Origin of the sequence: Candidatus Synechococcus calcipolaris G9 (genome assembly GCF_029582805.1) — a bacterium.
In the GTDB taxonomy this organism is placed as follows: Bacteria; Cyanobacteriota; Cyanobacteriia; order Thermosynechococcales; family Thermosynechococcaceae; genus Synechococcus_F; species Synechococcus_F calcipolaris.
In genome coordinates this window covers 1,851,195-1,875,636 of record NZ_JAKKUT010000002.1, presented here as the reverse complement: position 1 = coordinate 1,875,636, position 24,442 = coordinate 1,851,195, and the positions used below count along the sequence as shown (strand labels likewise).

The window sequence follows — 24,442 nt, the reverse complement described above, 5'->3', positions numbered from 1 at the left end:
ACTGGTTGCCGTGCCTTCTTTGCGACTGGATCTCCTCCCCCTCTCTCCATCAGAGTTTCTTGCCCCTGCCCTAAGTCAGTTAAAAGCTTGGCAGAATGTTGGCTTGCCCCTCTGTCCCAGTGGTGTCATTTCTAATCGGGTTTGGCAAGGGTGTATTCCCAGCCTAAAAATCCTTTGGCACAATGGCCGCCAAGAATGGCTCCAATGCCAGGCCAATGGGGCTTTACCCGATAGTCAACACCTGAAAGCCATGGCGATCGCCCTTCAGCAGGCCCTGCCTCCCCTTGACATTGGCAATCTCGAACAGGTTGTAGAGCTTTTTGACCTGAGGAATTCTGCCGCCTCCCCTGAACCCAAGTTTTTGGTAATTCCCTATTTTTATCATCAAAACCAAAAGAATCAAAATCAGGATTTTGCCTGGGGAATGGTTGCCTCCCGCCTCGTTGCCTATGGAGACCTTTACACCCACATTCAATTGATTTACCGGGATATGCTACGGGCAAAGAACCTCTACCTTTGGTGGCAGCATGATATGACCCTGGAGCAATTGGGTGTGAATATTCTGGTTCAGCCCCTAGATCCAGATGCCTCCTATGGTTGGGCAACCCTCCAATATCCCAGCCCCGATATTCAATGCCAAACCTGTGAACCTGACCATGCCCTAGAGCCAGATCAAACCTACTGGCACATTACCCCCCTTGAGGCATTTTCTTGCCATCCCTTAGGCGATCGCCCCCGTCGGGTCACCTATCTGATCCATGGGCAGACGGGTCGGGCCTGTTGTCATACCAGCGTTCCAGTGCAAAGGCAGGGGGCAATCCCGGTTCACCGTCTGTCCCCTGAGGATCAGTCCCCTCAGCAAAAACTGTCCCCAGAGCAACAAGATCAATTGGGACGGCTTTTAATGTCCCTTACGGATTGGCCGGGCCCCCTCCTATGGCAATGCCACGGCGATCGCCTACGGTTAAGTCATGGCTTAATTGAACCTAGCCCAAGTCAATCGCCCCTGATGCCCTTGCGGCTTTTGCCAGTGGGAGAGGGATTAGCCGCCGCCTCAGGCCAAGCCATGGCCCCAGCCCTGGTGGTCAATGATTTGGCTCCCCCCGCCACTGCCTCGGGCCATATTCTAGTGGCCTCCGCCATTTTGCCCCATTGGTTGCCCTTAGTTCGCTCAGCAGTAGGGGTGATCTGTGAACAGGGAGGCCTCACCAGCCATGGAGCCATTCTATCCCGGGAGTTGAGCCGTCCAGCGGTGGTGGCCCTGAAGCAGGCCCGGCAAAGGATTAAAACGGGCGAAATGTTGTTTCTAGATGGCAATCAGGGCTGGGTTTATCGCCTCGATCCACAGCAACGGGTGATTCCCCTGGCCTCAGATACGCCGTCTCCTTCGCCCCCCCAAGCAACGACCCCAAACCCAGGGGGCCCCCAGGTGATGGTGAATGTCAGTCAGGCCTCGGCCCTAGATCGGTTAACAGGCTTGGCGATCGCCGGTATTGGCCTACTGCGATCCGAATTAATGCTCCTAGGCATTCTAGGGGGACAGCATCCCTATCGCTGGCTAGAAAGTGGCCGATCCAAGGAATTGGGGGATCTCTGGGCGGCGGAAATTGCACCCTTTATCCAGGCCATTGCTCCCCGTCCCCTGTTTTACCGTTGCCTGGATCTGCGCTCCCATGAATACCGGGCCCTGATTGATGGCGACCAGTGGGAACCCAATGAAGCCAACCCCCTCCTCGGTTTACGGGGAACCTGTCGCTATATTCTACATCCGGCATTATTTGATCTAGAGTTATCAGCCCTACGCCAAGCGATTACGACCCGGGCCGCGCCCCTGCGGTTAATTTTGCCCTTTGTCCGTAGTTTAGAAGAAATTGAATTTTGCCAAGAACGGATTACTGCGGCTGGGTTAGACCAGGTGCCCGGGTTTCAACTCTGGGTGATGGCGGAAGTGCCGGCCCTGTTATTTATGTTGCCGGACTTAGTGGAGCGGGGAGTCAAGGGTATTTCCATTGGTACCAATGATTTAATTCAACTCCTTTTGGGCATCGATCGGGATGAGCCACCCTTGGGCCTGACCTTAGATGAGGCCCACCCCAGCGTTAAAGCGGCCATTGAGCATTTTGTTAGAACCGCCCAACGGGTTGGCCTTGGTTGTAGTATCTGTGGTGAACTGCCCGCCCATAATTCTGCCTGGATTCCTTGGTTAGTAAATCTGGGTATTGATACTATCTCCGTTAGTCCAGAGGCGGTGATGACAACCCAGGCGGCGATTCAACAGACCCTTGAGTTAATGGGGCCAAGGGGGCGATCGCCGCTTGAAGTCTAGGGGGATGGACACCGGCGCGGAGGGCCGCCAGAACACCAATGGCTTCAGCATAGGATTGGCTCCCTAGAGTGCAAAAACCCAAGTGGTGGGGATACACATTTAGGGTTGTCTGATTGTCGGCCACGGTAATAATGGGGCTGTTTCCATGCCAATGGAAGAGACTCCGCCCCCCTGCCGCTGAAGCAGGAATGATCACGGCATTTACCTGGGAGGCATCGATGATTTCTAAAGTGCCCCTAGACTCTGTGGCTGTCATAAACTGGGGGGCACGACTTAACCCCACCAAGACCGAGGGCAGAAAAGTATAGCCCAATTCCTCCGCCGCCGACCGGGGACTAATGGTGGCATCGAGGGGTAAGGGCAACAGGGCCGGAGCATGGGCCGCAGGGCATTGAAACTGTTGCACCACTAAATGACTCATCACTGCCTCTGCCCCCGCCAGGGGATCCACCCCTTGGCCCGATCTGTAGGCTTGGAGGGCCGGGGTTCCTAGGTCATCGGGACAGCGACTGACAATGGTAATGGCCTCTGCTCCTCCCTCCTGAATGAGCCGCTCCACGCCCCTGAGTAAACTGCCTGGTTCCGCGAGGGTTCCCCAGGTGGCTCCCGAATCACTGGCGAGAAGACGAACCCCTAGGGGGCGATCGCTAATGAGGTAATCCGTTAAATCCAAGCCCAGGGTTGCCCGACAGGCCTCGGCACTTTGGATGTGGCGCAAACGCAGTTCTGGCTCAATCCCCTGATCTAAAAGCAGGCCGATGCGGTTTTGGTGAACCGGTCGCAGATTCCATACCCCCGCTGCAAACTGATCCAGACCGTAGCCTTCCACGTAAAGTACATTTTCGAGGGGCCAATACAACTGGGCCCCATTTAGGACATTGGGATGGGTAATCACACAATCTGCAACCTGGGCGATCGCCCGGATCACGGGAATGGCATCCCCCGCATAGCCACCAATCGCCGCCCCAATCCCCGTGGGAATCATAACTACAACGGTAAACCGAGGGGAACACCCATTACTGGCAACAGGGGCCATCAGGCTGGACAGGCAATGGGGGCTAAGGGATGGAGGTCTTCTAGGGCATGACGCAGATCCCGCATTAAATCCTGGGCCGCTTCCTTGGGTCGTTCAAGGTCATAACGATGGGTGGGCAAGGGTGGGCCAATATCAATGCGGACTTGGCTACCCCACTGGGGAAAGGCCTGACTGTAATGGAGGGCAATGGGGACAATTTGGACATCGGGGGTAGGTCGGGCCAAGGTTGCTTGAATGGCCAGACGGGTCAAACCAGGCTTCAAGTCTTGAATCCGCGACTCTCGAAAAATATTTCCTTCGGGAAAAACCACTAGGGCCTCTCCCGCCTTGAGTAGGTTGACCCCGGTTCGCAGGGTACTGATACTCGGTTGGTTGGTATTGACCGGAAAACCGCCGAAGTTGCCAATGACCCACCCCTGTATGCCGGTCATTTCATCGTGGGACACCATGAAGTACAGGTCTCGCCCGGTGATGGGTCGTCCAGCGATGTGGGGAATCAAGAGAGCATCCCAACGGGAGCGATGGGTTGGGGCCAGTAAAACCGGGCCAGACATCGGTAAATGTTCCTGGCCATGGACATCAATATCTTTGAAAAATAAATTTAATAGAACATCCCCAGCCACAAGATAGAGCAATGGTGACATCAGGGGAGAAATGTGGGGAGTAGGAGAAGTGAGCTTAGGTAGGATCACGGTCATCAAAGAGGACGCAAAACAACATTATCTATAGCACAGAGACAGAGTGAGTTTTGCATAGATGGGTAGTCTCTAGCGTATAGATCTAAATTTAGGGTCTTTTGGCCAAGTCCAACCAGAGCAAACTGCCACTTGATCAAGCGGTCTAGCTGACTGATGGATTAGATACTGGGCGATCGACCCTTCGTAGAAAAGCTATATTCAAAGTATAAGTTTTTGTGAAAAATCGTCAATGCACCAAGTCAACTTGAAAGAAGCTGGTGCCCAACTAGCAGAGCTAATTGAAGAAGCAGCAGGTGGGGAAGAGGTTATCATCATCCGAAGTGATGGAACATCTTTCAAAATTGTGCCGATCAGGACGGGAAACGAAACTCCCAAGTTTGGTAGTGCCAAGGGATTAGTAAGAATGTCAGATGATTTTGACGAACTATTGGAAGGTTTTGAGGAATATGTTCCATGAAGCTCCTACTCGATACCCACACATTCTTGTGGTTTATCGCTGGCAATCTCGATCTCAGTGACCTCGCTAGAAATTTAATCGAAGACCAAGTAAACCAAAGATTCTTGAGTGTTGCGAGCCTCTGGGAAATGTCTATTAAGGCTAGTATTGGCAAACTAGAGATCGAAATGGCGTTCACTGAACTGGTTAAGCGCGAGGTGTACGGAAATGCCATTGAGCTACTCAAAATACAGCCAGAACACTTGGATGAATTAGCAAAGCTACCTTTTCACCACAAAGATCCATTTGATAGACTCATAATTGCTCAGAGTTTAACAGAGAATATCTCTATTATAACCAAAGACAATGCATTTTGGAGCTATCCCGTGACAGCATTGTGGTAAAGGATGCAATAGGCTAACCGTTAAATGTCCTAAGGACGGGCAATACTAATAATCCAAGTACCGATATAGCGCATCAAGGGCACATCCCCAGGGGAACCAATTCGGGCATTGAAATAGAACATTCCACTACTGCGGGGATTCCGCACATTGGACATAATTACCTGTACTTCTGTCCCCGCCGGAATGACCTCAGCCGGAACAATATCAATGGTTCGATTGTCCCGATCTAGGGTGACTTCGGCTAACTCGATCAGTTTGCCCGGATCCCGCCGAAACTGGAAAAAGCTATTACTTTTGCTGCCGCCGGTGCGTAGCTCAATGCTTTGGGCGTTAAATGTACCATCAAAGTAGTCGGGATAGCTAATATTAATCCGGTTAATGGCCACCTTTTGATTACCTAGGCGGAGCCAATAGCGATCGCCGAGGAATCCAGGGGTACCGTAGTCAAGATGATAGCGCAATTGCTGACTGCCACTGGGGCCATCGCCCCAATTAAATGTAAAGCCTGGATTGGATTGGGCCTGGGCCACCAGAGGCATACCGCTGGCCACTAAACATCCTGCGGCAAACATTGCCGGAAGAAGACGCTGAACTCTAACCATATTGACACCTGCTCTTAGGCACTACACACCACAGACTTATAACCCTAAGACGGGATCAGGGGGAAAAAGGTTCCCGATTGCCTATCTGTCGCTTAAATGTATCCTAGCTAGAAAAGGGAAAAAATGCTTAAGTTTTGTCTATTTTTTTATATTCGCAGAGATATAATTTCTCTCCCTTCCCTAAATTTTAGGTGACATCAATGGATGCTAAATCCAGCAATCCCAAGAGGGGCCCCTGTTGTTCCTTCCCATCTACACCTAGGTCACTGTGACACCAATAGACCCGCCCTTGGGCCCGGCTCAATAGATCCACGAGGAGTCGCTGAAGTCGTTTTGTTTCATCCTGCCAAAGGAGGGCACTGGGACTATCTAAGCCGTTTCGCAAAAAGAGCGGGGCTTGCCAAAGAGTATTCAAGCCGCCATTTTGCCAAAGGGGGCCCCCCACATCTAGCCAAAACTGCCAGGGATGGGAGAGACGGGCACTGCGATACTGAAACGTGGTGGATAGTAAAACGGCGGCAACAGGGCCCTGGGGGGATGGGTCTGCGGTAATGGTGCCCCGACGAATTAAATGAATAAAGCGGCGGAGGGTCTCTGTTGTTTCCAAGGGTAAGGAGGAATGGCGTTGGAGATGTTCTTGTACCTGCCAGTAATGTTGGACTGTTTCCATTAATTCTCGCAACACGGCCAGATCATCGCTGGCTAGGTTTAGGGGCCAAAGAAACCGTTGGATGGCCTGATCCAGGATGAATACTGGCGGCAAGGTATTAATGGATAGCCGCTGATCCTGTATCCATATCCGTAGGCTTTCGTAGGCACGTTCCCCCTGATGGCTCAATCGATCCCAGCGGCTATAGTCGTTAATAGGAATGAGTTGGGGCTGATCGGGGTGGGGGGCAAAACAATGATCGGCAATCAAGTTAGCCCGGACTGGATCAAGGTGCTGGGGAGCTAAGACCACTAACATTTCCGCGATCGCCTCCCGATCCAGGAGATCCCCACAGCCTGGGTAAATCAAGGATAGAATCGCCAGCAGGGCCCGCACCAAGGGAAAACTGACAAGGGGCCGTTGATCACTGAGGGCAACCGTGGCAATTCCCGCTTCAGCTAACCGTTGGTTCAGGGTGTACCGGGCAATGGCATCCAGACCGGGGCCAATAATGGCAATATCTGCCGCCGTAATGAGTTGGGCTTCAACGGCTTGGATGATTTCCTGGGCGATCGCCTCTAGAAGCTGCATCCGGGAAATGGTTTGGATCACCTTGATGCCCGCAGGTAGGCTAGGATTTGGAGCCGTCAACAAAACCTCCACCTGGGTCGCAACATCCTCACCTAAGACCGTCTGCGGGTTTGCGTTCAAGGGAACCCCTTGACAATAGGACTCCAGGAAACCTAGGGCATCGGGATCTGCCCCCAGACCCAAGCGATTGCCGCCGTTAGGATTGTACGTCAATAGGGCAGCGACATTTGCCTTCAACAGATGTTGGATCACGTCCCCCAATAGGGCAGGATAATTATCCAGGTCGTCAGCCACCAGTCCTAAAAATCGCTGTTGCAGGTGATCCTGATATGGGGGATGGGGCAAAAGGTACTGGCCATAGAGATGGGTCATCAAACCGTAGGTCAAAAGTCCCCGTTGTAAGCACCAATCCCGCCATTGAACCAAAGCATCCATGATCCCTTGGGTTGCCTCGGCGGGAAGATCCACACTCTCGTGATCGAGAACCTGCCCTAACGCTCCTAGAGGAATGCCAGCAAAGCCAGCTAACTGCATTACATCTAAAAGATCTCGAACGGCGCGATCGCGGTTTTCCCCTAAAAAGGTGAGCTTTTTCTGGTCAAAAAGGGGTTGCCATAGCTGCAAGGCTAATTCCTGTTCCGTTTCTGGGCGTAGTCGCAGCGGAAAACGGCCGGGTAACTGGGCCTGTTTAATGATCAGAGGCCAAAATAAAATCACCTCATCCTGCAAAAAGCCCAAGGGTGTGGTGAAATAGGGGCGATACCCCTGCCCCCTTTGGGTCTGGAACTGATTTTGCAAACGTTGGCGATTGTCTCCATTGGCGGCAAAAATGAGGATGGATTGGGCCAACAGGCGATTTTCTTGGGGTTTGGGTTGACCTGGTAGCTGTCCCTGGTGAAGCCACTCTCCCAGATGAATCAGCAATTGATTTGTTTTACCACTCTGGGTGGGGCCGGTAATCCAAAGGGCTGGTCTCACGATTTTTTAACCTGAATGGGGCCATGGTGAGGGCGATCGCCCCTCAAGATTTTAAGATGCCCTGATGAATGGTTCCAAAAAACTGTAGAATTTAAGGGCCCTACCCCTATCCAAACTGACTTACCTTAAACTATGGCAGATGGATCGCCGCCCATGAACGACAACCCCTACGAAAAACTCCAAGTTCCTGAGGATGCATCCTTTGAGCAGATTCAGGAGGCTCGGGATCTGCTTTTACAAACCCATTATGGGGACGATCGCCTGCGAACGGAAATTGAAGCGGCCTACGATGCCATCCTGATGGAGCGGCTGCGACTGCGGCAAGAGGGCAAGATAAAAGTCCCAGAGCGGATTCGCTACGCCGAACGTTTAGCGGAACAGGCTCCCCAAAAAAATGCCCGCACTCCGGCTCACCCAGCGGTTACCTGGGGGCGACAACAGCTAGATTTACCCAAAATGCGCGGACTCCTGATTACCACCGGGGTCTTTGCCGGTCTTGCCATTCTCGGAATTTATGCCGGTAGTACCGATTCCCTAGCTCTCGTTCTGTCCTTGGGAGTGACCTTTAACATTGTCTGGATTAGTCGCAAGGAACAACGGCTTGGCCGCGCCTTTCTATTAACCCTCATTGCCCTAGTGGTGGGGGCGGGGATGGCAGCCCTCCTCCTCAACCTAGGTGTCTTACCCTTGGCCCTGGGAACGGAAGAAGCCGTCAGTCTAGCGGTCTTTGTAACCTTTTGGTTGGTCAGTAACTTTTTACGATAAGTTAAAAAGCTTATAGGAGTAACGTTTTTATAGTAATTAAGTTTATGGTAACTTACGGCTAACACCGATGTACGACAACTCTCCGAATACCCCTGAGGCGATCGCCCAGAAAGATTGCCCAGTAAGCATTGGCGCATACCTATCAGAAGGGTGGCAACTGTTCTCGAAAAATCCCGGTGGCTTCATTGGATTCTTTGTTTTAACCGTCATTATCAGTATTGCCCTGAGTAATATCCCAGGGGCTGGGGGCATCCTCAACAGTATTATTATGATTATTATTGGGGCTGGCTACTATTTCGTTGGCTTTAAGCTCTCCAGGGATGAGTCCTGCGAGTTTAGCACCTTCTTTGATGGTTTCAAGAATAATAACTCGGTGGGAATTTTACTCACGGGACTGGTAAGTGGATTGATTACGGGAGTTTTTTTTATAACATCCTATCTGTCTTTTGCGATCGCCTCCCTGCCATTCTTTATCAATCTAGTTGACTCCATTAATGCCCAACTGGATGAACCAGACGCAGACTTTGAGCAAATAAAGAGCTTCCTGGAGCAATTACCGCCCATTCCCGGTGCCCTGGTGCCCATTTTATTTTTAGTCGGTATTATTTTCCTCTTGCCTGGAATCTACTTTAGCGTTGCCTATACCTTTGCTATTCCTCTGGTGGTTGATCGTCAATTTGAATTCTGGCCCGCCATGGAAACCAGTCGTAAAATCATTACCCGCAACTGGATCGGCATTTTTGGGCTTTTGCTGGTGATTGGCATTATTAATATGGTTGGGGTTTGCCTCTGTGGAATCGGCCTGCTGGTTACAGCCCCCCTTAGTGCCTGCGTCATCGTTGTTGCCTATCGTAATATTGTGGGTCTTAGGGAAACAGTTGGTTAACCAACAAACGTTGATATATGACGGCTTGCTTATGGAGGGTGGCAGCGTTGAAGCAACGAAGGGCAATTGCTAAGTTTAGCTAGACTAGATTTAAATTGACTCCTCCTGAACCCCATTTTTCTAATGGCTATCCCATGGAAATTACCCTTAATCTTGACGAAGCCCTCATCAACGAAGCACTCCAACTCACCAACCTTACCACTCAAGAAGAATTGCTCAAGCTTGCTCTGAAAGAACTTGTGCGTTCACGAAGTGACTCCTCTGGAGTGTCGCGCCGCAGGAGAAGCTTACTCGATCTCGCAGGTCAAATTCAGTTCGCTCCTGACTTTGACTATAAAGCCCTGCGTGAAACTCGTTATGCTGCTGATTGATACATCGGTTTGGATTGACGTGTTTCGCGATCGCAGCGGTCAAGTACGCCAGCAGCTTGAAACCCTGATTGCAGATCGGGACGTTTTTATCACCCGGTTTACTCAGCTTGAATTGTTGCAAGGGAGCTTAAATGAGCAAGAGTGGACTCTTTTATCCACTTACCTCGAGGTACAAAGTTACGTTGATTCCCCCCCTCACTCTTGGGAAGCGGCTGCCCGTATTTATTACGACTTGCGCCGCCAAGGACTTACCGTTCGCAGTCCAATTGATTGTTGCATTGCTCAAGCTGCACTGGAAAATAATTTTCTTTTAGTTCATAACGATCGTGATTTTGAAACCATTGCCCAGGTACGACCTCTTCAAAATCTTCGTTTTTAGCTTTGAATCCTATAATCGTACTTAAAGGTTATCGGTGATCACGGCTTCCGCTAGTGCCAGCACCATTGTTGTGCTGCCTATGGCAATATTGTGGGTCTCAGGGAAACAGCCTAGCTCATACTTCTGCATACTTTAGGAATTGTGCCAGTTATAGAAGTTGCTACTGTCCTATTCCGCCAAGGTTGGGTGAGTTATGTTAACGCTTTCCTTTGTTTCTTCTCGTTTCCGCCCTACTCCCTTAATATCGGGCTTAGGCCTGACCCTAGGGGTAACTCTTATGGGATTGACGACCCTACCCGCCATGGGTCAAGTTGCTGTTTTTGAAGGCAAGCGGGTAACGGGGGATGTGAGTATGACCCTTCCCGATGGCAGCACCTATCAGGGCGAACTCTACAATGGCCGCTTTAATGGCCATGGCATTCTCAGTATGGCCAATGGCAATACCTATGAAGGGGATTTTGTTAATGGTCGCTACAACGGGATGGGCGTCCTCACCTATGCCGATGGTGGTCGTTACGAAGGTGAGTTTCGGGATGGCATTTTTAATGGCCGCGGTATCCTTCAGTTAGCGGATGGTCGCAACTACGAGGGGCAATTTGAGGGGGGGCAATACCATGGAGATGGCATTCTCACCTTTTCCGATGGCACTCGCTATGAAGGAACGTTTAGCCAAGGGGTCTACCATGGCCGCGGCACCTTAGCCTATGGGGATGGCACCAGCTATGTGGGCGAATTTCGCAATGGTAACTTTGAGGGGAATGGTATTTTTGTCCTGCCCGATGGCTCTCGGTTAACGGCAACGTGGCGGAATGGACGGCGCGTTCCCTAACCCTGGGCTAGATGCTGTTGATCAGAGGCTAACGGCCTATAGTCGCTTTGGTGTGCGTCTGGGCTTAGAACCCATTCAAGCCATTCTCTGCCAACTGGGGCAACCCCAAGAATCTATGCCGATCATCCATGTGGCGGGAACCAATGGTAAGGGATCCGTATGCGCCTATCTATCGAGTATCTTCACGGCAGCGGGCTATCAAACGGGCTGTTATACCTCTCCCCATTTACGGGATTGGACGGAGCGCATTACCCTCAATCAACGGGCGATCGCCCCGGAACGGCTACTGGAGCTTTTGCTACAAGTAGAAGGAATCATCCCCAAAATTGAATACAGTCCCAGTCAATTTGAGGTGTTGACCGCCGCTGCTTGGCTCTACTTTGCCCAGGAAGAGGTAGATATTGCCATTATTGAAGTGGGGTTAGGGGGGCGATTGGATGCCACGAATGTCTGCCCCGTACCGCTGGTCTCTGTAATTACATCCATTGGTTGGGATCATTGGCAACGTCTTGGATCCACTATCGGGGCGATCGCCCAGGAAAAGGCGGGTATTTTCAAATCGGGGGGGTATGGAGTTATTGGCCCCGTGCCGCCGGAGGCGGAAGTCGTCATCCAAAACCAATTAAACCTTCTTCAAAACAAGAGCATCTGGCCGGAGCCGGCCCAACCCATACCTGCCCCAGAGCCAACGGATTCTCGAACCTGGGCTAAACAAACCTGGGCTAAGTGGCGCACCTACACCTACCCCCTAGTGTTAGCAGGGGATATGCAACTCATTAACTCCAGCTTGGCGATCGCCAGTGTGGATCGATTACGACACCAGGGATGGGAAATATCTGACCTTGCGATCCAGCAGGGTATGGCGCAGACCCACTGGCCCGGGCGGCTGCAATGGATAAATTATCAGGGGCAGCGTATTTTAATTGATGGGGCCCATAATGAACCGGCGGCGGTCTTTTTACGCCAATATCTAGATCAAATCCTGGCAAAACGCCCCGAAACAGCCGTTACCTGGATCATTGGACTCCTGCAAAACAAAGATCATCAGGGAATCTTAGGGGCCCTTCTCCGTCCGGGCGATCGCCTCTATCTAGTGCCCATTCCGAATCATATCTGTGCTGACCCCGTTGCTTTGCAAGTATTAGGGGATCGTCTTTGTCCTAATCTAGAGACCTGTCAAACCTGGCCCGACTGGCAAAGAGCCCTCCATCAGTCTTCTTTGCAGACCGAGCAAAATTATCTCACGGTCATTGCCGGATCCCTGTACTTAGTGGGTCAGGTCTTAACCACCTTGGCAGAACCCTAAAAAATAAACCCCTCCCCTGGGTAAGAGGAAGGGTGTTGCCTCGGTCAAACGTCTTGCTAAACGCCTTAACGAAGGGCAGAGGTGTTACTTGGTTTCCGAGAACTCGGCATCAATGACATCATCTCCGCCAGGGGAACTACTACCGGCATCCGCACTGGGAGGGGTATCCGTTGGCGCGGCTCCTTCCTGCTGGTAGAGGTTTGCACCAATGCTATAGAGAGCCTGCTGTAGTTCCGGTAAGAGGGACTTCACCCGGTCGAAATTAATGGACTCAAGGGGCTTACGATCGGCTTCAGTACCAATTTCTAGCCGTAGATCGGCAATGAGCTGGGTGACCTTTTCCTTTTCATTCCCTGGGACGCGATCGCCCAGTTCATTGAGTTGCTTCTCTGCTTGATAACAGAGTTGCTCCGCCTGATTCTTGGCTTCAATTTTCTCCCGTTTTTCCTGGTCAGTGGCGGCATTCCGTTCCGCATCTTTGACCATCCGATCTACCTCTTCATTGGGTAGGGTTGAGGCACCCGTAATACTAATGGATTGCTCCTTACCTGTTCCCTTGTCACGGGCTTTGACATTCAAAATACCATTGGCATCAATATCAAAGGTGACTTCGATTTGAGGAACCCCACGGGGGGCAGGGGGAATCCCATCCAGGCGGAAGGTTCCCAAACTCTTGTTGTCATTCGCCATTTCCCGCTCCCCTTGCAGGACATGGATTTCCACATTGCTTTGGCCATCCACCGCCGTGGAAAAGACTTCGGATTTTTTGGTGGGAATCGTGGTATTCCGGGCAATGATTTTGGTCATCACACCACCCAAGGTTTCCACCCCTAGGGACAGGGGAGTGACATCCAACAGGAGAATATCTTTCACTTCCCCTGCTAGGACTCCGGCTTGAATGGCCGCACCCACCGCCACCACTTCATCGGGGTTCACGGTTTGATTGGGGCCCTTATCTAGAACCCGCTTCACCAAGTCTTGAATGGCTGGAATCCGGGTTGATCCCCCCACCAAAACCACTTCATCGATGCGGCTTTTGTCCAGCTTGGCATCCTTGAGGGCTTGCTCCACGGGAATGCGGCAGCGATCGATTAGATCGGCACAGAGTTCTTCAAATTTCACCCGAGTCAGGGTCATATCCAAGTGCTTGGGCCCATCTTGGGTTGCGGTAATAAAGGGCAAGTTAATTTCTGCTTGGCTGACACTAGAGAGTTCAATTTTTGCTTTTTCTGCCGCTTCCGTGAGCCGTTGCAGGGCTTGCTTATCCTTGCGGAGATCAATACCTTCCTGGGATCGGAAACTCTCGGCTAGATAATCAACAATTTTTTTGTCAAAATCATCCCCACCCAAGTGAGTATCCCCGGAGGTGGCCAAGACCTCAAACACACCATCGCCCACTTCTAGGATGGAAACGTCAAAGGTTCCCCCCCCTAAGTCAAAGACGAGAATGGTTTCGTTACTTTTGCGATCTAAGCCATAGGCAAGGGATGCGGCGGTGGGTTCATTAATAATCCGCAGCACATCCAATCCGGCAATTTTCCCGGCATCTTTGGTGGCTTGGCGTTGGGAATCATTGAAGTAGGCGGGAACGGTGATCACCGCTTGGGTCACATCTTCGCCAAGGTATTTGCTGGCATCTTCCTTCAACTTCCGCAGGACTTGGGCAGAAATCTCTTCTGGGGCAAACTGTTTATCTTGGGCCGTACAGTCCAGCTTGACATTGCCATTGACATTCAAAACTTTGTAAGAGACCTCTGTGGCTTCGTTGGTCACTTCATCAAAGCGTCGTCCAATAAAACGCTTCACTGAGTAGAAGGTATTTTCCGGGTTCATTACCGCTTGACGCTTGGCAATTTGTCCCACGAGGCGATCGCCATTTTTGGCATAACCAACCACCGAGGGCGTTGTCCGAAATCCTTCTGCATTGGCAATCACCGTGGGCTTGCCCCCTTCCATCACGGCGACACAGGAGTTGGTGGTTCCAAGGTCAATTCCAACAACTTTTCCCATAAGACGTTTGACTCCTTCGCAGGCTAAAAACACATAAACTTGGGGCAAATAACCCAACTGGGGATGACCCTCTCTCTCTATAGTGCGATCGCTACGGTTTCAGTAAAAGGGGGATTTACCGAACCTAGGCAAGGGCGGTTAGGCGTTCTCCTAGGTCTTTTAGGTCTTTGCTTGGGGGTTTGTCTTGGCGCAATTAGGCTAGACTTTGAAAATCAAGGACATTTCAACGATTTTGATAGTGAGTTTTTGATAGCGAGTTTTATGCGTTGTTTTACCCAAGTGATAACGACATCCATTGGCGATGATGTCCTCAGGAGAGCTAGAGATTTTGCAGAAAAGGTAGCTCCCACCGTTGGTACTGGTGGTGTGTACATGGATACCCACCAGAAAAATGTCACCAAAATTCAGCAGGATCACTATGTCAGTAAGGTGGGCGAAGAGGCGGTCAAACAGGTTTTTGAACACCTAGGCAAAACTATCCAGGGCCCAGATTATAAGATTTATCAAGGGAAGCAAAAATCCTGGGATTCAGACTTGGTAGTTGAGGGCATTGATCTAGCGGTAAAAACCCAAACAAAAGAACGAGCCAGTCAATTTGGACTATCCTGGACATTTCAAGCCAGTGGACAGCGAACAGACCCGATCCTCAATCAACCGAATGCTTGGGTGTGCTTTGTGGAGTTTGATGAGCAACACCGGCAATGCTGTGTTTATCCCGCCTATCAAATTAAGGAATTAGTCTTTGGTGAACCGAAGCTTGCCAAACTGAAGGGATTAAAGAAAATTATCTATGCCCGAACATTGCCTCCCCTGAAACCCTTAAACATGAAAAGATTGAATACATCCAAGTCCCTAAAAATTACATAAATTTTCACGGTAATTTGCATGGCTTAGAGTACGCCAAATCCTTTTTTCTTTTTTTGTTTCTTTGGCTTCTTGACACTGCCCGATCGCCCGCTTCGTCCCCCTGGCATGGCTCCAGCCATCGGATTCATCCCCGGCATTCCTGGCATCCCTGGCATTCCCATATTTCCTTGGCCCATTTGCTGCATCAGCGATCGCATACGTTGGAAGTCACTCACCAGCTTGCCCACATCCGCCACAGTATACCCTGAACCCTTGGCCACCCGTTGCCGCCGACTGGGAGAACTAGAAAGAAGTTCAGGATTTTGCCGCTCTTGGCGAGTCATGGAATTAATCATCGACTCTGCCCGTTTGAGTTGGACTTCACCCTGTTGCAATTGATCCCCAGAGATTTTGTTCATCCCCGGAATCATTTTCATAATCCCTGCCAAAGACCCCATGTTCTTGACAAGGCGGGTTTGTTTTAAGAAGTCATCAAAATCAAACTGGGCCTCAAGGATCTTCCGGGACATGGTTTCTGCATCGGCCAAGTCCACCTCTTCTTGGGCTTTTTCCACGAGGGTGAGGACATCCCCCATCCCTAAAATGCGGGACGCGAGGCGATCGGGATAGAAGGGTTGGAGAGCTTCGACTTTTTCGCCTACCCCAATAAACTTGATCGGTTGTCCAGAGATTTGGCGGACGGATAGGGCGGCTCCCCCACGGGTGTCTCCATCCAATTTAGTTAAGATTGCGCCGGTAATGCCCACCTGATCTTGGAAGGCCCGGGTTAAATTTGCCGCCTCTTGCCCGGTCATGGCATCCACGACTAATAGGGTTTCATCGGGCTGAATGGCCTCTTTGATCGCCACCAACTCTGCCATCATGGCCGTATCGATTTGCAGGCGACCGGCGGTATCCACAATAACCGTATCAACCCCTAAACTGCGGGCCTGGGCAATCCCTTGACGGGCAATTTCCACCGGATTGACATCGGTTCCCAGTTCAAAGACGGGCACATCAATTTGTTTACCCAGGGTCACTAGCTGCTCGATCGCCGCGGGACGGTAAACATCCGTGGCTACCAGCAGGGCAGTTTTTTCCTGTTTACGCAGGTGTAGGGCGAGTTTTGCCGTTGCCGTTGTTTTCCCCGTTCCCTGTAAACCAGCCATGAGAATGACAGTGGGCGGAGTAGGGGCGATCGCCAAGGGATGATGACTTTCCCCCATCACTTCCACGAGGGCATCGTAGACAATCTTGATAAATTGTTGATCGGGGCGAACCCCTGCCACCACCTCAGCCCCAATGGCCCGTTGCCGCACATCCTCTACAAAATCTTTGACCACTTGCAGATTGACATCCGCCTCCAGCAAGGCCCGCCGAACCTCCCGCAATGCCTCTTGAATATTGGTTTCACTAATTTTGTCCTGGCCCCGTAGGGTTTTCCAGGCAGATTCAAGGCGTTCAGCTAAGGCATCAAACATAATCGTTGTTCGTAGGTAATCAAGGAGGAACCCACTGCCAAGGCATGGTGCCCCCAGCAGGCTGTTAGGGTGTCTTTCCCATCATATCGCCTGTGGCTCCGTGAATTATAATAAGGTCAGTGCTTCAATTTAAGCTGTAATGCCTCGAAGTGATACAGGTGTTGCCTACCTGCTCTGGTGTTTAGGTTTTTTTGGTCTCTGTGGTGTTCAACGACTCTACACAGGGAACATTGTCATGGGGTTGATTTATCTGTTTACCTTTGGCTTTTGTTTCATTGGCCAGCTCATTGATTTGCTTTTAATTCCCGACTTGGTACACCAGCGTAATCTATATTTTCAGGGCCGCTATGGTATATCCCCTCTGCCCCAGGGCCATGGTATGCCGATCCAAATAGAATTAGAGAAACTCAAGGCCGAGTACCAAGCAACGAACACGCCGATGCAACGCCTCCTGGTTGCTGCCCAGAAGAATGGGGGGGTGCTATCTGCAGCCCAGGCAGCTATGTATACCCAACTGGAACCGGATCAACTCCAAGCGGTTTTGATGGAAGCGCAGCGGGTGGGGTATGCCACGATTTCCAATGATGCGACCACAGGAGCCATTCGCTATCATTTCGATCTCTAATCGTTGAACTCTAAGCTTTGATTTCTCAGAATATTTAATCCCACCTCGAATTGCCGGTGAAATACTCCTAGGCAAAAACAACGGTGCGATTGCCGTAGACTAAAACGCGGTTATGGAGGTGGAGGCGCACGGCCCGAGCGAGTACCATGCGTTCGAGATCCTTGCCTTTGCGAACCAGATCGGTGACATCATCTCGGTGGCTGACTCGCACCACATCCTGCTCAATGATCGGGCCCTGATCTAGGTTTTGGGTAACGTAGTGGGCTGTGGCACCAATGATTTTTACGCCACGCACATAGGCCCGCTGGTAGGGATTGGCTCCGGCAAAGGCCGGCAGAAAGGAATGGTGGATGTTAATGATCTGGGAAAACTGGCCTAGGAAGTCTGGGCTAAGAATCTGCATATATTTGGCGAGGATCACCAGATCGATGTTGTAGGTTTGCAATAGTTTGAGTTGTTGGGCCTCGGCCTCGACACGATGGTCGGGATTGACGGGAATAGTATGGAAATCAATCTTAAATTGCTCAGCGATCGCCCGATTCTGGTCATGATTACTGATGATCAGAGGAATATCTGCCCGTAGTTCCCCCGCCCGCTGTCGCCAAATGAGGTCAAGTAAACAATGATCTTGACGGCTGACCCAGATGGCCAGGCGAGAGACCCGATCGGAAAAATCAAGGTGCCAGCGAACCTCTTCCGGGCGTGGGAATAATCCCTGTTCCTGGGCATAGGTTTCAAAGGCTTCGGCGATGTGCGATCGCCCTAGGGCAAATCCCGCCACTTCCCATTCAATCCGGGTCAAGAAGAGATCCGCAACCCCATCGGTATGGTGATCGGCATGGATAATATTGCCATTGTGGCTATAAATAAAGTGGGCAATTTTTGCCACTAATCCCCGTTGATCAGGGCAGCACACCAGTAAGATGGCGGTTGGGCCAACCATAAATGATCAAATGCTCCAGGAGACTGCTAAATATTTTATCGGCTTAATGGACTCTCACCGCCAAGGCTGTAAAGTAGGAATATTATGTATGATGATGACTTGCAGCTAATTGAATCCGCAGAATCAGAGGATCTGCTCGACCAACTCCCTAGCGACGAGCCAAGCCGTCCCGACCCGGAAGAAATGTTGCCGCTGTTGCGATCGCCGGATGTGACTGAACGGATGTTGGCAGCCCGGGCCTTTTGTGAGTTACAGGATGAGCGGGCCATTCCCCATCTGATTGATCTTCTCCAGGAAAGCTGTCCCCTTGTCCGGGTGAGTGCGGCCTATGCCTTGGGCCGGAATCCCAGTTTGACCGCCATTGATCCCCTCATTGCTCAGTTAAAAATAGATTGGAACGGCTATGTCCGCAAGGGAGTGGTTTGGGCCCTGGGAAATTGCGGGATTCGCTTTAATACCCCAGAGGTATACCGCCGTAGTCTGGATCCCCTCATTCATGCCCTGCAAACGGATATTTCGGCAGTACGGTTGTGGGCCGCCAGTTCCCTGGGTCAAATGGCTGAAGTTAATGGGGATGCGGCAACCATGGCTATTCCGCCCCTGTGTATGGCCCTGATGGACGATGCGATTCCGGCCATTCGTAGTAACTGTGCCTGGGCCCTGGGACAACTCTGCCGTCAAATTCCCCTGGGGGTTCTCTATACCCAAGCCATTGATGCCTTAATTATTGCCCTAGAGGACGAAGACATGGGGGTACAGGAGGATGCTAAGGCGGCCCTTTTGAAATTGGGGGATGCCCGTGGCCTCCAGGCGATCGCCGATTCTCAACCAGAAGAGATGTTATAGGGCTAATATAGTCTCAATCTAGCGTCTCAATTCTGGAACCGATATTGATAGCTCCGATAACTCCCATGACTGAGCCACTGGTGGAATTTCGCGGTGTGACTAAGCGTTTTGGCGATAAGGTCATTCTCGATAACATTGATCTGGCTGTTTATCCGGGGGATGCCCTGGGGATTATTGGCCCCTCTGGAACGGGGAAATCAACGGTTCTGCGGATCATTGCCGGTCTGACGAAACCCGATGGCGGGGATGTGTATATCCATGGTCAAAAACGCCTAGGTTTAATTGAAGATGGCCACGATCCCATTCGCATGAGTATGGTGTTTCAGCAGGCGGCCCTTTTTGACTCCCTCACCGTCGAAGAAAATGTCGGTTTTTATCTGTTACAAACCTCGAAACTGTCCCGCCGCGAAATCCATCGGCTCGTGGAGGAAAAACTGGCCCTAGTGGGTCTAGAGGGGATGGGGAATCTGTATCCCGCGGAATTGTCCGGGGGAATGCGGAAACGGGTGAGTTTTGCCCGGGCGATTTTAGATAATCCCCATGATAGTAATGATGATGCCCAGATTCTCCTCTATGATGAACCTACCGCCGGTCTGGATCCCATTGCCTCGACAGTGATTGAAGATATGATCTGCCGTCTACGGGCCAATGCCTGTAGTACCTATGTTATTGTCACCCACCAAGACACGACGATTCGCCGCACCAGCGATCGCCTCATTCTTCTCTATGAAGGTAAGATACGATGGCAGGGAAGTATTGAGGAACTGGATAGCAGTCCCGATCCCTATTTACGCCAATTTGTCAGTGGTCAGGTACAGGGGCCGATTCGAGTCGTTGATCAAATGATGCCACCATTAAGTACATCCAAAAATCCTGTTAATCAATTTCATTAACTTGTTTGTCTAGGAGTGTCATAGCGTATGCGATCGCGGATAGCACGGGAAGGGTCGGTCGGGCTGTTTATTCTAGGTGGGGTTGCCATCTTCAGTATTGTCTTGCTATGGCTGCGGGGCCAGTTGTTTGCCGGTAAAACCTATACCCTAGAAGTGGAACTCCAGTCGGCTCCAGGGCTGGCGGCGGGTACTTCGGTACGCTATCGCGGCATAAATGTGGGCCGGGTTGCCGATATTAAGGTTGAACCCACTGGAATTATTGCCATTCTCAGAATTGACGATGTGATTATTCCACGGAATACGGTTCCTGAAATTCGTCAAGCCGGATTTATTGGCCAGTCCTACTTAGATTTCCCGGCTCCAGAGGAAGCCCTTACCCTACCGGAAAATATCAGTGCCTTTGCCCCCCAATGTGATCCAAAGCTGATCTACTGTAATGGCGATCGCCTAGTGGGGGCGACGGGGCAGGGGTTGGATGATTTTATTCGGACGGCCAATCGTTTTACGGCTGCCCTAGAAAGCTCGGGGATTATTGATAACGCTAATGTTCTGTTTACCAGTGCCAATCGTACCCTGGATACCGCCGATGAATCCCTGAGTAAGGTGGGTCTGGCCCTAGATAACTTTAACGAATTGAGTGTGGATGCCAAGGAGCAACTGGGGGAATTTTCCGCCGCTGCCCGTTCGGTGGATCGGGCCGCCAATCAAATTAGTAGCCTGGTGGAAGTTAACCGAGATACGATTACTTCTACCCTGAAAAACCTGGACGCGGCGGGCGGGGATCTGCGGGTCGCCCTGAATAGTTTGACGCCCTTTATGAATCGGCTCCAGGAAGGTCAACTCCTCGAAAACCTGGAAGCTTTGGCGGCCAATGGTTCTGAGGCGGCGGAAAACCTGAATAAAATATCCGGTACGTTGAGCAGTCCCCTGATTATGCTGTCCTTAGCCCAAACCCTGGATGCGGCTCGGGCCACCTTTGTGAATACCCAACAGATTACCAATGATCTAAAGGGGTTAACGGGGGATGAGTCCTTTAAATCGGATTTGCAACGCTTAATTCGGGTACTGGGTCGCTTACTTTCCTCTAGTCAAGAGTTGGAACAGCAGTTGGTGGCCCTCTATGCCCAAGCCCAACTGAGTGAAGCCCAATCTCCAACTTCGCCGTCATCGGCCCCTAGCCCGGCGATCTCCCCCACTAATTCCAGTAATCCCAAGGAAGATGATCGGGTAGTAACGGATGAGTCCCCCACCAAACCGGAAAATTAATTAAGTAAAACCCATGGGAGGTTAGGGAGTCTGCCGCTGTTGCATCGTTTGCACCGTTGACTTAAACGTTGCCGCAAGGGGAATGGCCAAGAATACGCCCAGTAAGCCCGCCACGCGCCCACCAATTAAGAGAGCAATAAACTGCCACAGGGGATTTAAGCCAATCATATCCCCCAGCAGTTTAGGAGCGAGAATATTGTCCTTGATCTGTTGGAGAATGATGGCAATTAGGGCAATTTTAATGGCCAACCAAAAATTCTGCAAAATCACCAATAAAAAAACCAAACCAATGCCAAGGGTGGCCCCAATAACGGGAATGAGTTGGGCTATACCAATGATCAGGGCAAATAAAAAGCCAAAATCAACCCCAAGCAACCCCATAAAGGGAAGGAGGGTCATAAACATAAACCCCCCTAAAACAAGCTGGGCGGTGAAAAACCCTTGAATATTCAAGCGCAGGGATTGGCTAATCACTGTTCCCAGGGGCGGTGGCAAAAGCCCCATCATTCCCCGCCACAGGGAACCACCATAAAAGAGCATATAAACCGCTAACACTAGAATTAGGGCCGTATCCACAAATCGACCTAAGGTCGTAAAGGCTACCCCAGGGAGTTGGGTGGCAACGCCTTTGAGTTGGAGGATAAAATCTGCCGTCACTTCATCCACATCAATGGGAAGGCGGTATCGTCGGCCCAGGGCGGCTAAGGTCTGCAAGCTTTTATTACTGGTATCCGCCAGTTCGGGTAAACGCTCTAGCAATTGTTTGGCTTGATCAATGGCAATGGGTAAGCCAAGAAACCCTAGTATGCCTAAACTAATCACTGTCAAGACTAACACCACTAAAATCGCCCGTCCCCGTCGGAGCGAAAGGCGTTCTAGGCGATCGACGAGGTAGTTTAATAAAAAGGCTAAGATGGCGGCGATCGCCAGGATTGTAATCAGGTACTCAAAGTACAAATAGACCTGTTGAAGCACCCAAAGATTGAGGGCAATGATCGGCCCCATACCGCCATAGATGAGATAGCGACGCAGAGAAGAGGGTGGCCCCAGCCAGTTCATCTTGGATGCTATGGGTTACGAGCTTTGAGTCGCCAACCACCCCAGACCAATAGACCAATGGCCAAGGCCCCCCACCCCACCGGACTGGGATAGATAAAGGCTGCTTCTAAATGGTTGTTATACCCTGGCTGTAATGTCCAGAGGAGGCGATGGGTTGCGGTTTTACTTGCCCCAGGATTCACCACTGTATCATTGGTTACCAGGGCCGCCTTTTGGATAAACCGCCCACCCCAGGGTGTTTCTAAACTGAGGCGAAACTGTACCAAGGTCTCCGGATTGACTAGAACCTCCCCTTGGCCAGATTGCACCCCCAAGGGCCGCAGATCAATGTCGTAGGTGAAATGTTGCCGCAAAAAGAGAAGGAGATTTTGATCCTGGATGGTTAAATGGGTTGAGTCGAGGTTGAGGGGAGCCGCAGGCAACGTCCCTAGGGGTTGAAATAGGCGATTCAGTTTTTGGGCTAGATCCTGACTGGTATCAAAGGGAAGGCTCAGATCAAGTTCCGTGGGACGATGGTTCTCAACTTTCCCCCCCAGTTGTTTGACCTGTCGCTCCAGTTGATTGAGTAGGGCCGGGTTGGGCCGGGCCAATTGCAGATGTTGACTCACATCCCCGCCAGACTGCCCCCGATAATGGATATCAATATCGGATTGAATGCATCCAGTCAGACCGAGGCATAGGGCCAGGAGAGCGCAAAGAAACCCACCTTTCAGACGTTGAAGTTGGGAATGGTACAGTTCAAGGAAATTTTGGAGGAAATAACGTCGGGATAAAGCCATATCCGGTGTTGACCTAGCGCAGGGTGACAAATTCTTCGGCGGTGGAGGGGTGAATCCCAATGGTGGCATCAAAGTCTTTTTTCGTTGCTCCCATTTTAACGGCGATCGCCATGCCTTGAATAATTTCAGCGGCGTAGTCCCCGACCATGTGTACCCCCATAATCCATTCCGTTTGCTGTTCAACCACCAATTTAACCATCACTTTTTCGTTTGCGCCGGTCAGACTGTGGAACATGGGCCGAAAACTGGCTCGGTATACCTTTACTTTATCTTCCCCTAGTTTGGCCTTGGCCTGGGCTTCCGTCAGGCCGACACTGGCCGCCTCGGGCTGGGAAAAGACCGCAGAGGGAATGTTGTCATAGTTGACGCTGCGGGGGTTATTGCCAAACTCGGTATCCGCAAAGGCCCGCCCTTCAGCGATCGCCACCGGGGTTAGGTTGACCCGATCGGTGCAGTCGCCAACGGCAAAAATATGGGCTTGGTTGGTGCGGCTATACTCATCAACAGCGATTGAGGCAATACCGCGCTCATTGGCTTTTAGCTGAATACCGGCATTTTCTAAACCCAGACCCGACAGCTTGGGGGATCGGCCAATGGCACAGAGAACCGTATCCACCTTGATGACACTTTCTTCGCCATCCCGTTCGTAGGCTACGCGAATATTCCCCTTTTTCGTGCGTTGCAGGGAGGTGAGGGAGGTTAGTCCGCGGACATCAATCCCATGGTTGACCATGCCTTGATAAATGCCCTCTTGCACATCGATGTCAAATCCCCGCAGGGGGCGATCGCCGCGAATGAGATGAATCACCTCACTGCCCAAACCCTTCATAATTCCAGCAAATTCCACACTGATGTAGCCGGCCCCCAAAATGGCAATTCGTTTGGGTTTCTTGGGCAATAGGAACATCTCCCGCGAGGTAATACTGTGTTCAATGCCAGGAACCTTCGGCTTAATAGCTTCGCCACCCACGGCAATCAAAATCTTGGCTGCTGTAACCCTTCGGGGGGTCTGATCAGGATTTTGGGGATTGTGTAACTCAAGGGTGTGGTCGTCTACCAAACTAGCCCTTAGGGGCATGAGTTCCACCCCTGCCTTGGCCAAAAAACCAATGTGGAGTTGACTGAGGCGATTCACCTCGTTATCCACTGCTTTGATTAGTTTTTGCCAATTTAGCTTCGGATCCACTTCCCGCCAACCGTAGCCCTCAGCATCATGGTAGAGATGGGAAAATTTTGAGGCATAGACGAGGAGCTTTTTCGGGACACAGCCACGGATGACACAGGTTCCGCCAACTTTATCTGCTTCGGCGATCGCCACCTTTGCGCCGTAGGATGCTGCCCGTTTGGAGGCCGCCAATCCCCCTGACCCTGCACCAATGACAAATAGGTCGTAATCATAGCTCATCCGCTGATCTCCTGGCCATGCTGCCTTAATATT

General features: G+C 51.2%; 24 protein-coding genes. 14 read left to right on the top strand and 10 right to left on the bottom strand.

The window, feature by feature from the left end:
- The first annotated feature begins 10 nt into the window (after positions 1–10).
- Positions 11–2,326, top strand: a complete 2,316-nt coding sequence (locus L3556_RS12050; protein WP_277867518.1) for a putative PEP-binding protein — start codon at positions 11–13, stop codon at positions 2,324–2,326.
- Here L3556_RS12050 and L3556_RS12045 read toward each other — a convergent pair.
- A complete protein-coding gene (locus tag L3556_RS12045) occupies positions 2,235–3,362 on the bottom strand; it encodes a DUF3326 domain-containing protein (protein WP_277867517.1) in 1,128 nt (375 codons plus the stop codon). The two genes, L3556_RS12050 and L3556_RS12045, sit on opposite strands and share 92 nt — an antisense overlap.
- Positions 3,362–4,060: a lysophospholipid acyltransferase family protein gene (locus tag L3556_RS12040; protein ID WP_277867516.1), complete on the bottom strand. Its 699-nt coding sequence runs from the start codon at positions 4,058–4,060 to the stop codon at positions 3,362–3,364. The genes L3556_RS12045 and L3556_RS12040 overlap by 1 nt, the downstream gene beginning before the upstream one ends.
- Positions 4,061–4,289: 229 nt before the next feature.
- On the opposite strand from L3556_RS12040, the gene L3556_RS12035 reads away from it, so the two are divergent.
- Positions 4,290–4,517, top strand: coding sequence for a type II toxin-antitoxin system Phd/YefM family antitoxin (locus tag L3556_RS12035; protein WP_277867515.1), 228 nt, complete (start codon positions 4,290–4,292; stop codon positions 4,515–4,517).
- A complete protein-coding gene (locus tag L3556_RS12030) occupies positions 4,514–4,900 on the top strand; it encodes a type II toxin-antitoxin system VapC family toxin (protein WP_277867514.1) in 387 nt (128 codons plus the stop codon). The genes L3556_RS12035 and L3556_RS12030 overlap by 4 nt, the downstream gene beginning before the upstream one ends.
- Before the next feature lie 29 nt (positions 4,901–4,929).
- Here L3556_RS12030 and L3556_RS12025 read toward each other — a convergent pair whose 3' ends face one another.
- A complete protein-coding gene (locus tag L3556_RS12025; protein ID WP_277867513.1) occupies positions 4,930–5,502 on the bottom strand; it encodes a DUF2808 domain-containing protein in 573 nt (190 codons plus the stop codon).
- 187 nt (positions 5,503–5,689) lie between these two features.
- The gene (locus L3556_RS12020; RefSeq protein ID WP_277867512.1) at positions 5,690–7,720 is read right to left on the bottom strand and encodes a PD-(D/E)XK nuclease family protein; all 2,031 of its coding nucleotides are present in this window, start codon (positions 7,718–7,720) and stop codon (positions 5,690–5,692) included.
- Between the two features lie 153 nt (positions 7,721–7,873).
- Between L3556_RS12020 and L3556_RS12015 the strand changes: the two genes are divergently transcribed.
- The 6 genes from L3556_RS12015 to L3556_RS11990 all read left to right on the top strand — a co-directional run bounded on the left by L3556_RS12015 (position 7,874) and on the right by L3556_RS11990 (position 12,256).
- Positions 7,874–8,485 carry a CPP1-like family protein gene (locus L3556_RS12015; RefSeq protein ID WP_277867511.1) on the top strand — a complete coding sequence of 204 codons (612 nt, stop codon included), beginning with the start codon at positions 7,874–7,876 and terminating at the stop codon, positions 8,483–8,485.
- A 67-nt stretch (positions 8,486–8,552) separates the two neighbouring features.
- Positions 8,553–9,371 carry a DUF2189 domain-containing protein gene (locus L3556_RS12010; protein WP_277867510.1) on the top strand — a complete coding sequence of 273 codons (819 nt, stop codon included), beginning with the start codon at positions 8,553–8,555 and terminating at the stop codon, positions 9,369–9,371.
- Between the two features lie 95 nt (positions 9,372–9,466).
- The gene (locus tag L3556_RS12005; RefSeq protein WP_277867509.1) at positions 9,467–9,742 is read left to right on the top strand and encodes a type II toxin-antitoxin system VapB family antitoxin; all 276 of its coding nucleotides are present in this window, start codon (positions 9,467–9,469) and stop codon (positions 9,740–9,742) included.
- Positions 9,729–10,121, top strand: coding sequence for a type II toxin-antitoxin system VapC family toxin (gene vapC / locus L3556_RS12000; protein ID WP_277867508.1), 393 nt, complete (start codon positions 9,729–9,731; stop codon positions 10,119–10,121). The genes L3556_RS12005 and vapC overlap by 14 nt, the downstream gene beginning before the upstream one ends.
- 277 nt (positions 10,122–10,398) lie before the next feature.
- Complete coding sequence (locus L3556_RS11995) at positions 10,399–10,950, top strand: MORN repeat-containing protein (RefSeq protein WP_277867507.1); 552 nt, start codon at positions 10,399–10,401, stop codon at positions 10,948–10,950.
- Complete coding sequence (locus tag L3556_RS11990) at positions 10,931–12,256, top strand: bifunctional folylpolyglutamate synthase/dihydrofolate synthase (protein ID WP_277867506.1); 1,326 nt, start codon at positions 10,931–10,933, stop codon at positions 12,254–12,256. The genes L3556_RS11995 and L3556_RS11990 overlap by 20 nt, the downstream gene beginning before the upstream one ends.
- 84 nt (positions 12,257–12,340) lie before the next feature.
- On the opposite strand, the gene dnaK is transcribed toward L3556_RS11990, so the two are convergent.
- A complete protein-coding gene (dnaK, locus tag L3556_RS11985) occupies positions 12,341–14,266 on the bottom strand; it encodes a molecular chaperone DnaK (RefSeq protein WP_277867505.1) in 1,926 nt (641 codons plus the stop codon).
- Positions 14,267–14,329: 63 nt separating this feature from the next.
- On the opposite strand from dnaK, the gene L3556_RS11980 reads away from it, so the two are divergent.
- Entirely contained in the window at positions 14,330–15,133 is an 804-nt protein-coding gene (locus L3556_RS11980; protein ID WP_277867504.1) for a hypothetical protein, read from the top strand.
- A gap of 23 nt (positions 15,134–15,156) precedes the next feature.
- On the opposite strand, the gene ffh is transcribed toward L3556_RS11980, so the two are convergent.
- Positions 15,157–16,593, bottom strand: coding sequence for a signal recognition particle protein (gene ffh, locus L3556_RS11975; RefSeq protein ID WP_277867503.1), 1,437 nt, complete (start codon positions 16,591–16,593; stop codon positions 15,157–15,159).
- 139 nt (positions 16,594–16,732) lie between these two features.
- On the opposite strand from ffh, the gene L3556_RS11970 reads away from it, so the two are divergent.
- Entirely contained in the window at positions 16,733–17,218 is a 486-nt protein-coding gene (locus tag L3556_RS11970) for a TM2 domain-containing protein (RefSeq protein ID WP_277867502.1), read from the top strand.
- A 67-nt stretch (positions 17,219–17,285) separates the two neighbouring features.
- Here L3556_RS11970 and purU read toward each other — a convergent pair whose 3' ends face one another.
- The gene (purU, locus tag L3556_RS11965) at positions 17,286–18,161 is read right to left on the bottom strand and encodes a formyltetrahydrofolate deformylase (protein ID WP_277867501.1); all 876 of its coding nucleotides are present in this window, start codon (positions 18,159–18,161) and stop codon (positions 17,286–17,288) included.
- A gap of 84 nt (positions 18,162–18,245) precedes the next feature.
- Between purU and L3556_RS11960 the strand changes: the two genes are divergently transcribed.
- The 3 genes from L3556_RS11960 (at position 18,246) to L3556_RS11950 (ending at position 21,166) form a co-directional block, all read left to right on the top strand.
- Positions 18,246–19,007 (top strand): HEAT repeat domain-containing protein, encoded by a 762-nt coding sequence (locus L3556_RS11960; protein WP_277867500.1) that lies wholly within the window; start codon positions 18,246–18,248, stop codon positions 19,005–19,007.
- Positions 19,008–19,072: 65 nt separating this feature from the next.
- A complete protein-coding gene (locus tag L3556_RS11955; RefSeq protein WP_277867499.1) occupies positions 19,073–19,900 on the top strand; it encodes an ABC transporter ATP-binding protein in 828 nt (275 codons plus the stop codon).
- A gap of 27 nt (positions 19,901–19,927) precedes the next feature.
- Complete coding sequence (locus tag L3556_RS11950; RefSeq protein WP_277867498.1) at positions 19,928–21,166, top strand: MlaD family protein; 1,239 nt, start codon at positions 19,928–19,930, stop codon at positions 21,164–21,166.
- 21 nt (positions 21,167–21,187) lie between these two features.
- Here L3556_RS11950 and L3556_RS11945 read toward each other — a convergent pair whose 3' ends face one another.
- From L3556_RS11945 to gor, 3 genes are read right to left on the bottom strand one after another with little or no spacing between them, the layout of a single operon-like run.
- Complete coding sequence (locus L3556_RS11945; protein WP_277867497.1) at positions 21,188–22,225, bottom strand: AI-2E family transporter; 1,038 nt, start codon at positions 22,223–22,225, stop codon at positions 21,188–21,190.
- Between the two features lie 8 nt (positions 22,226–22,233).
- Positions 22,234–23,004 (bottom strand): DUF3153 domain-containing protein, encoded by a 771-nt coding sequence (locus tag L3556_RS11940; protein WP_277867496.1) that lies wholly within the window; start codon positions 23,002–23,004, stop codon positions 22,234–22,236.
- Between the two features lie 13 nt (positions 23,005–23,017).
- Complete coding sequence (gor, locus tag L3556_RS11935; protein WP_277867495.1) at positions 23,018–24,409, bottom strand: glutathione-disulfide reductase; 1,392 nt, start codon at positions 24,407–24,409, stop codon at positions 23,018–23,020.
- Between the last annotated feature and the right edge of the window lie 33 nt (positions 24,410–24,442).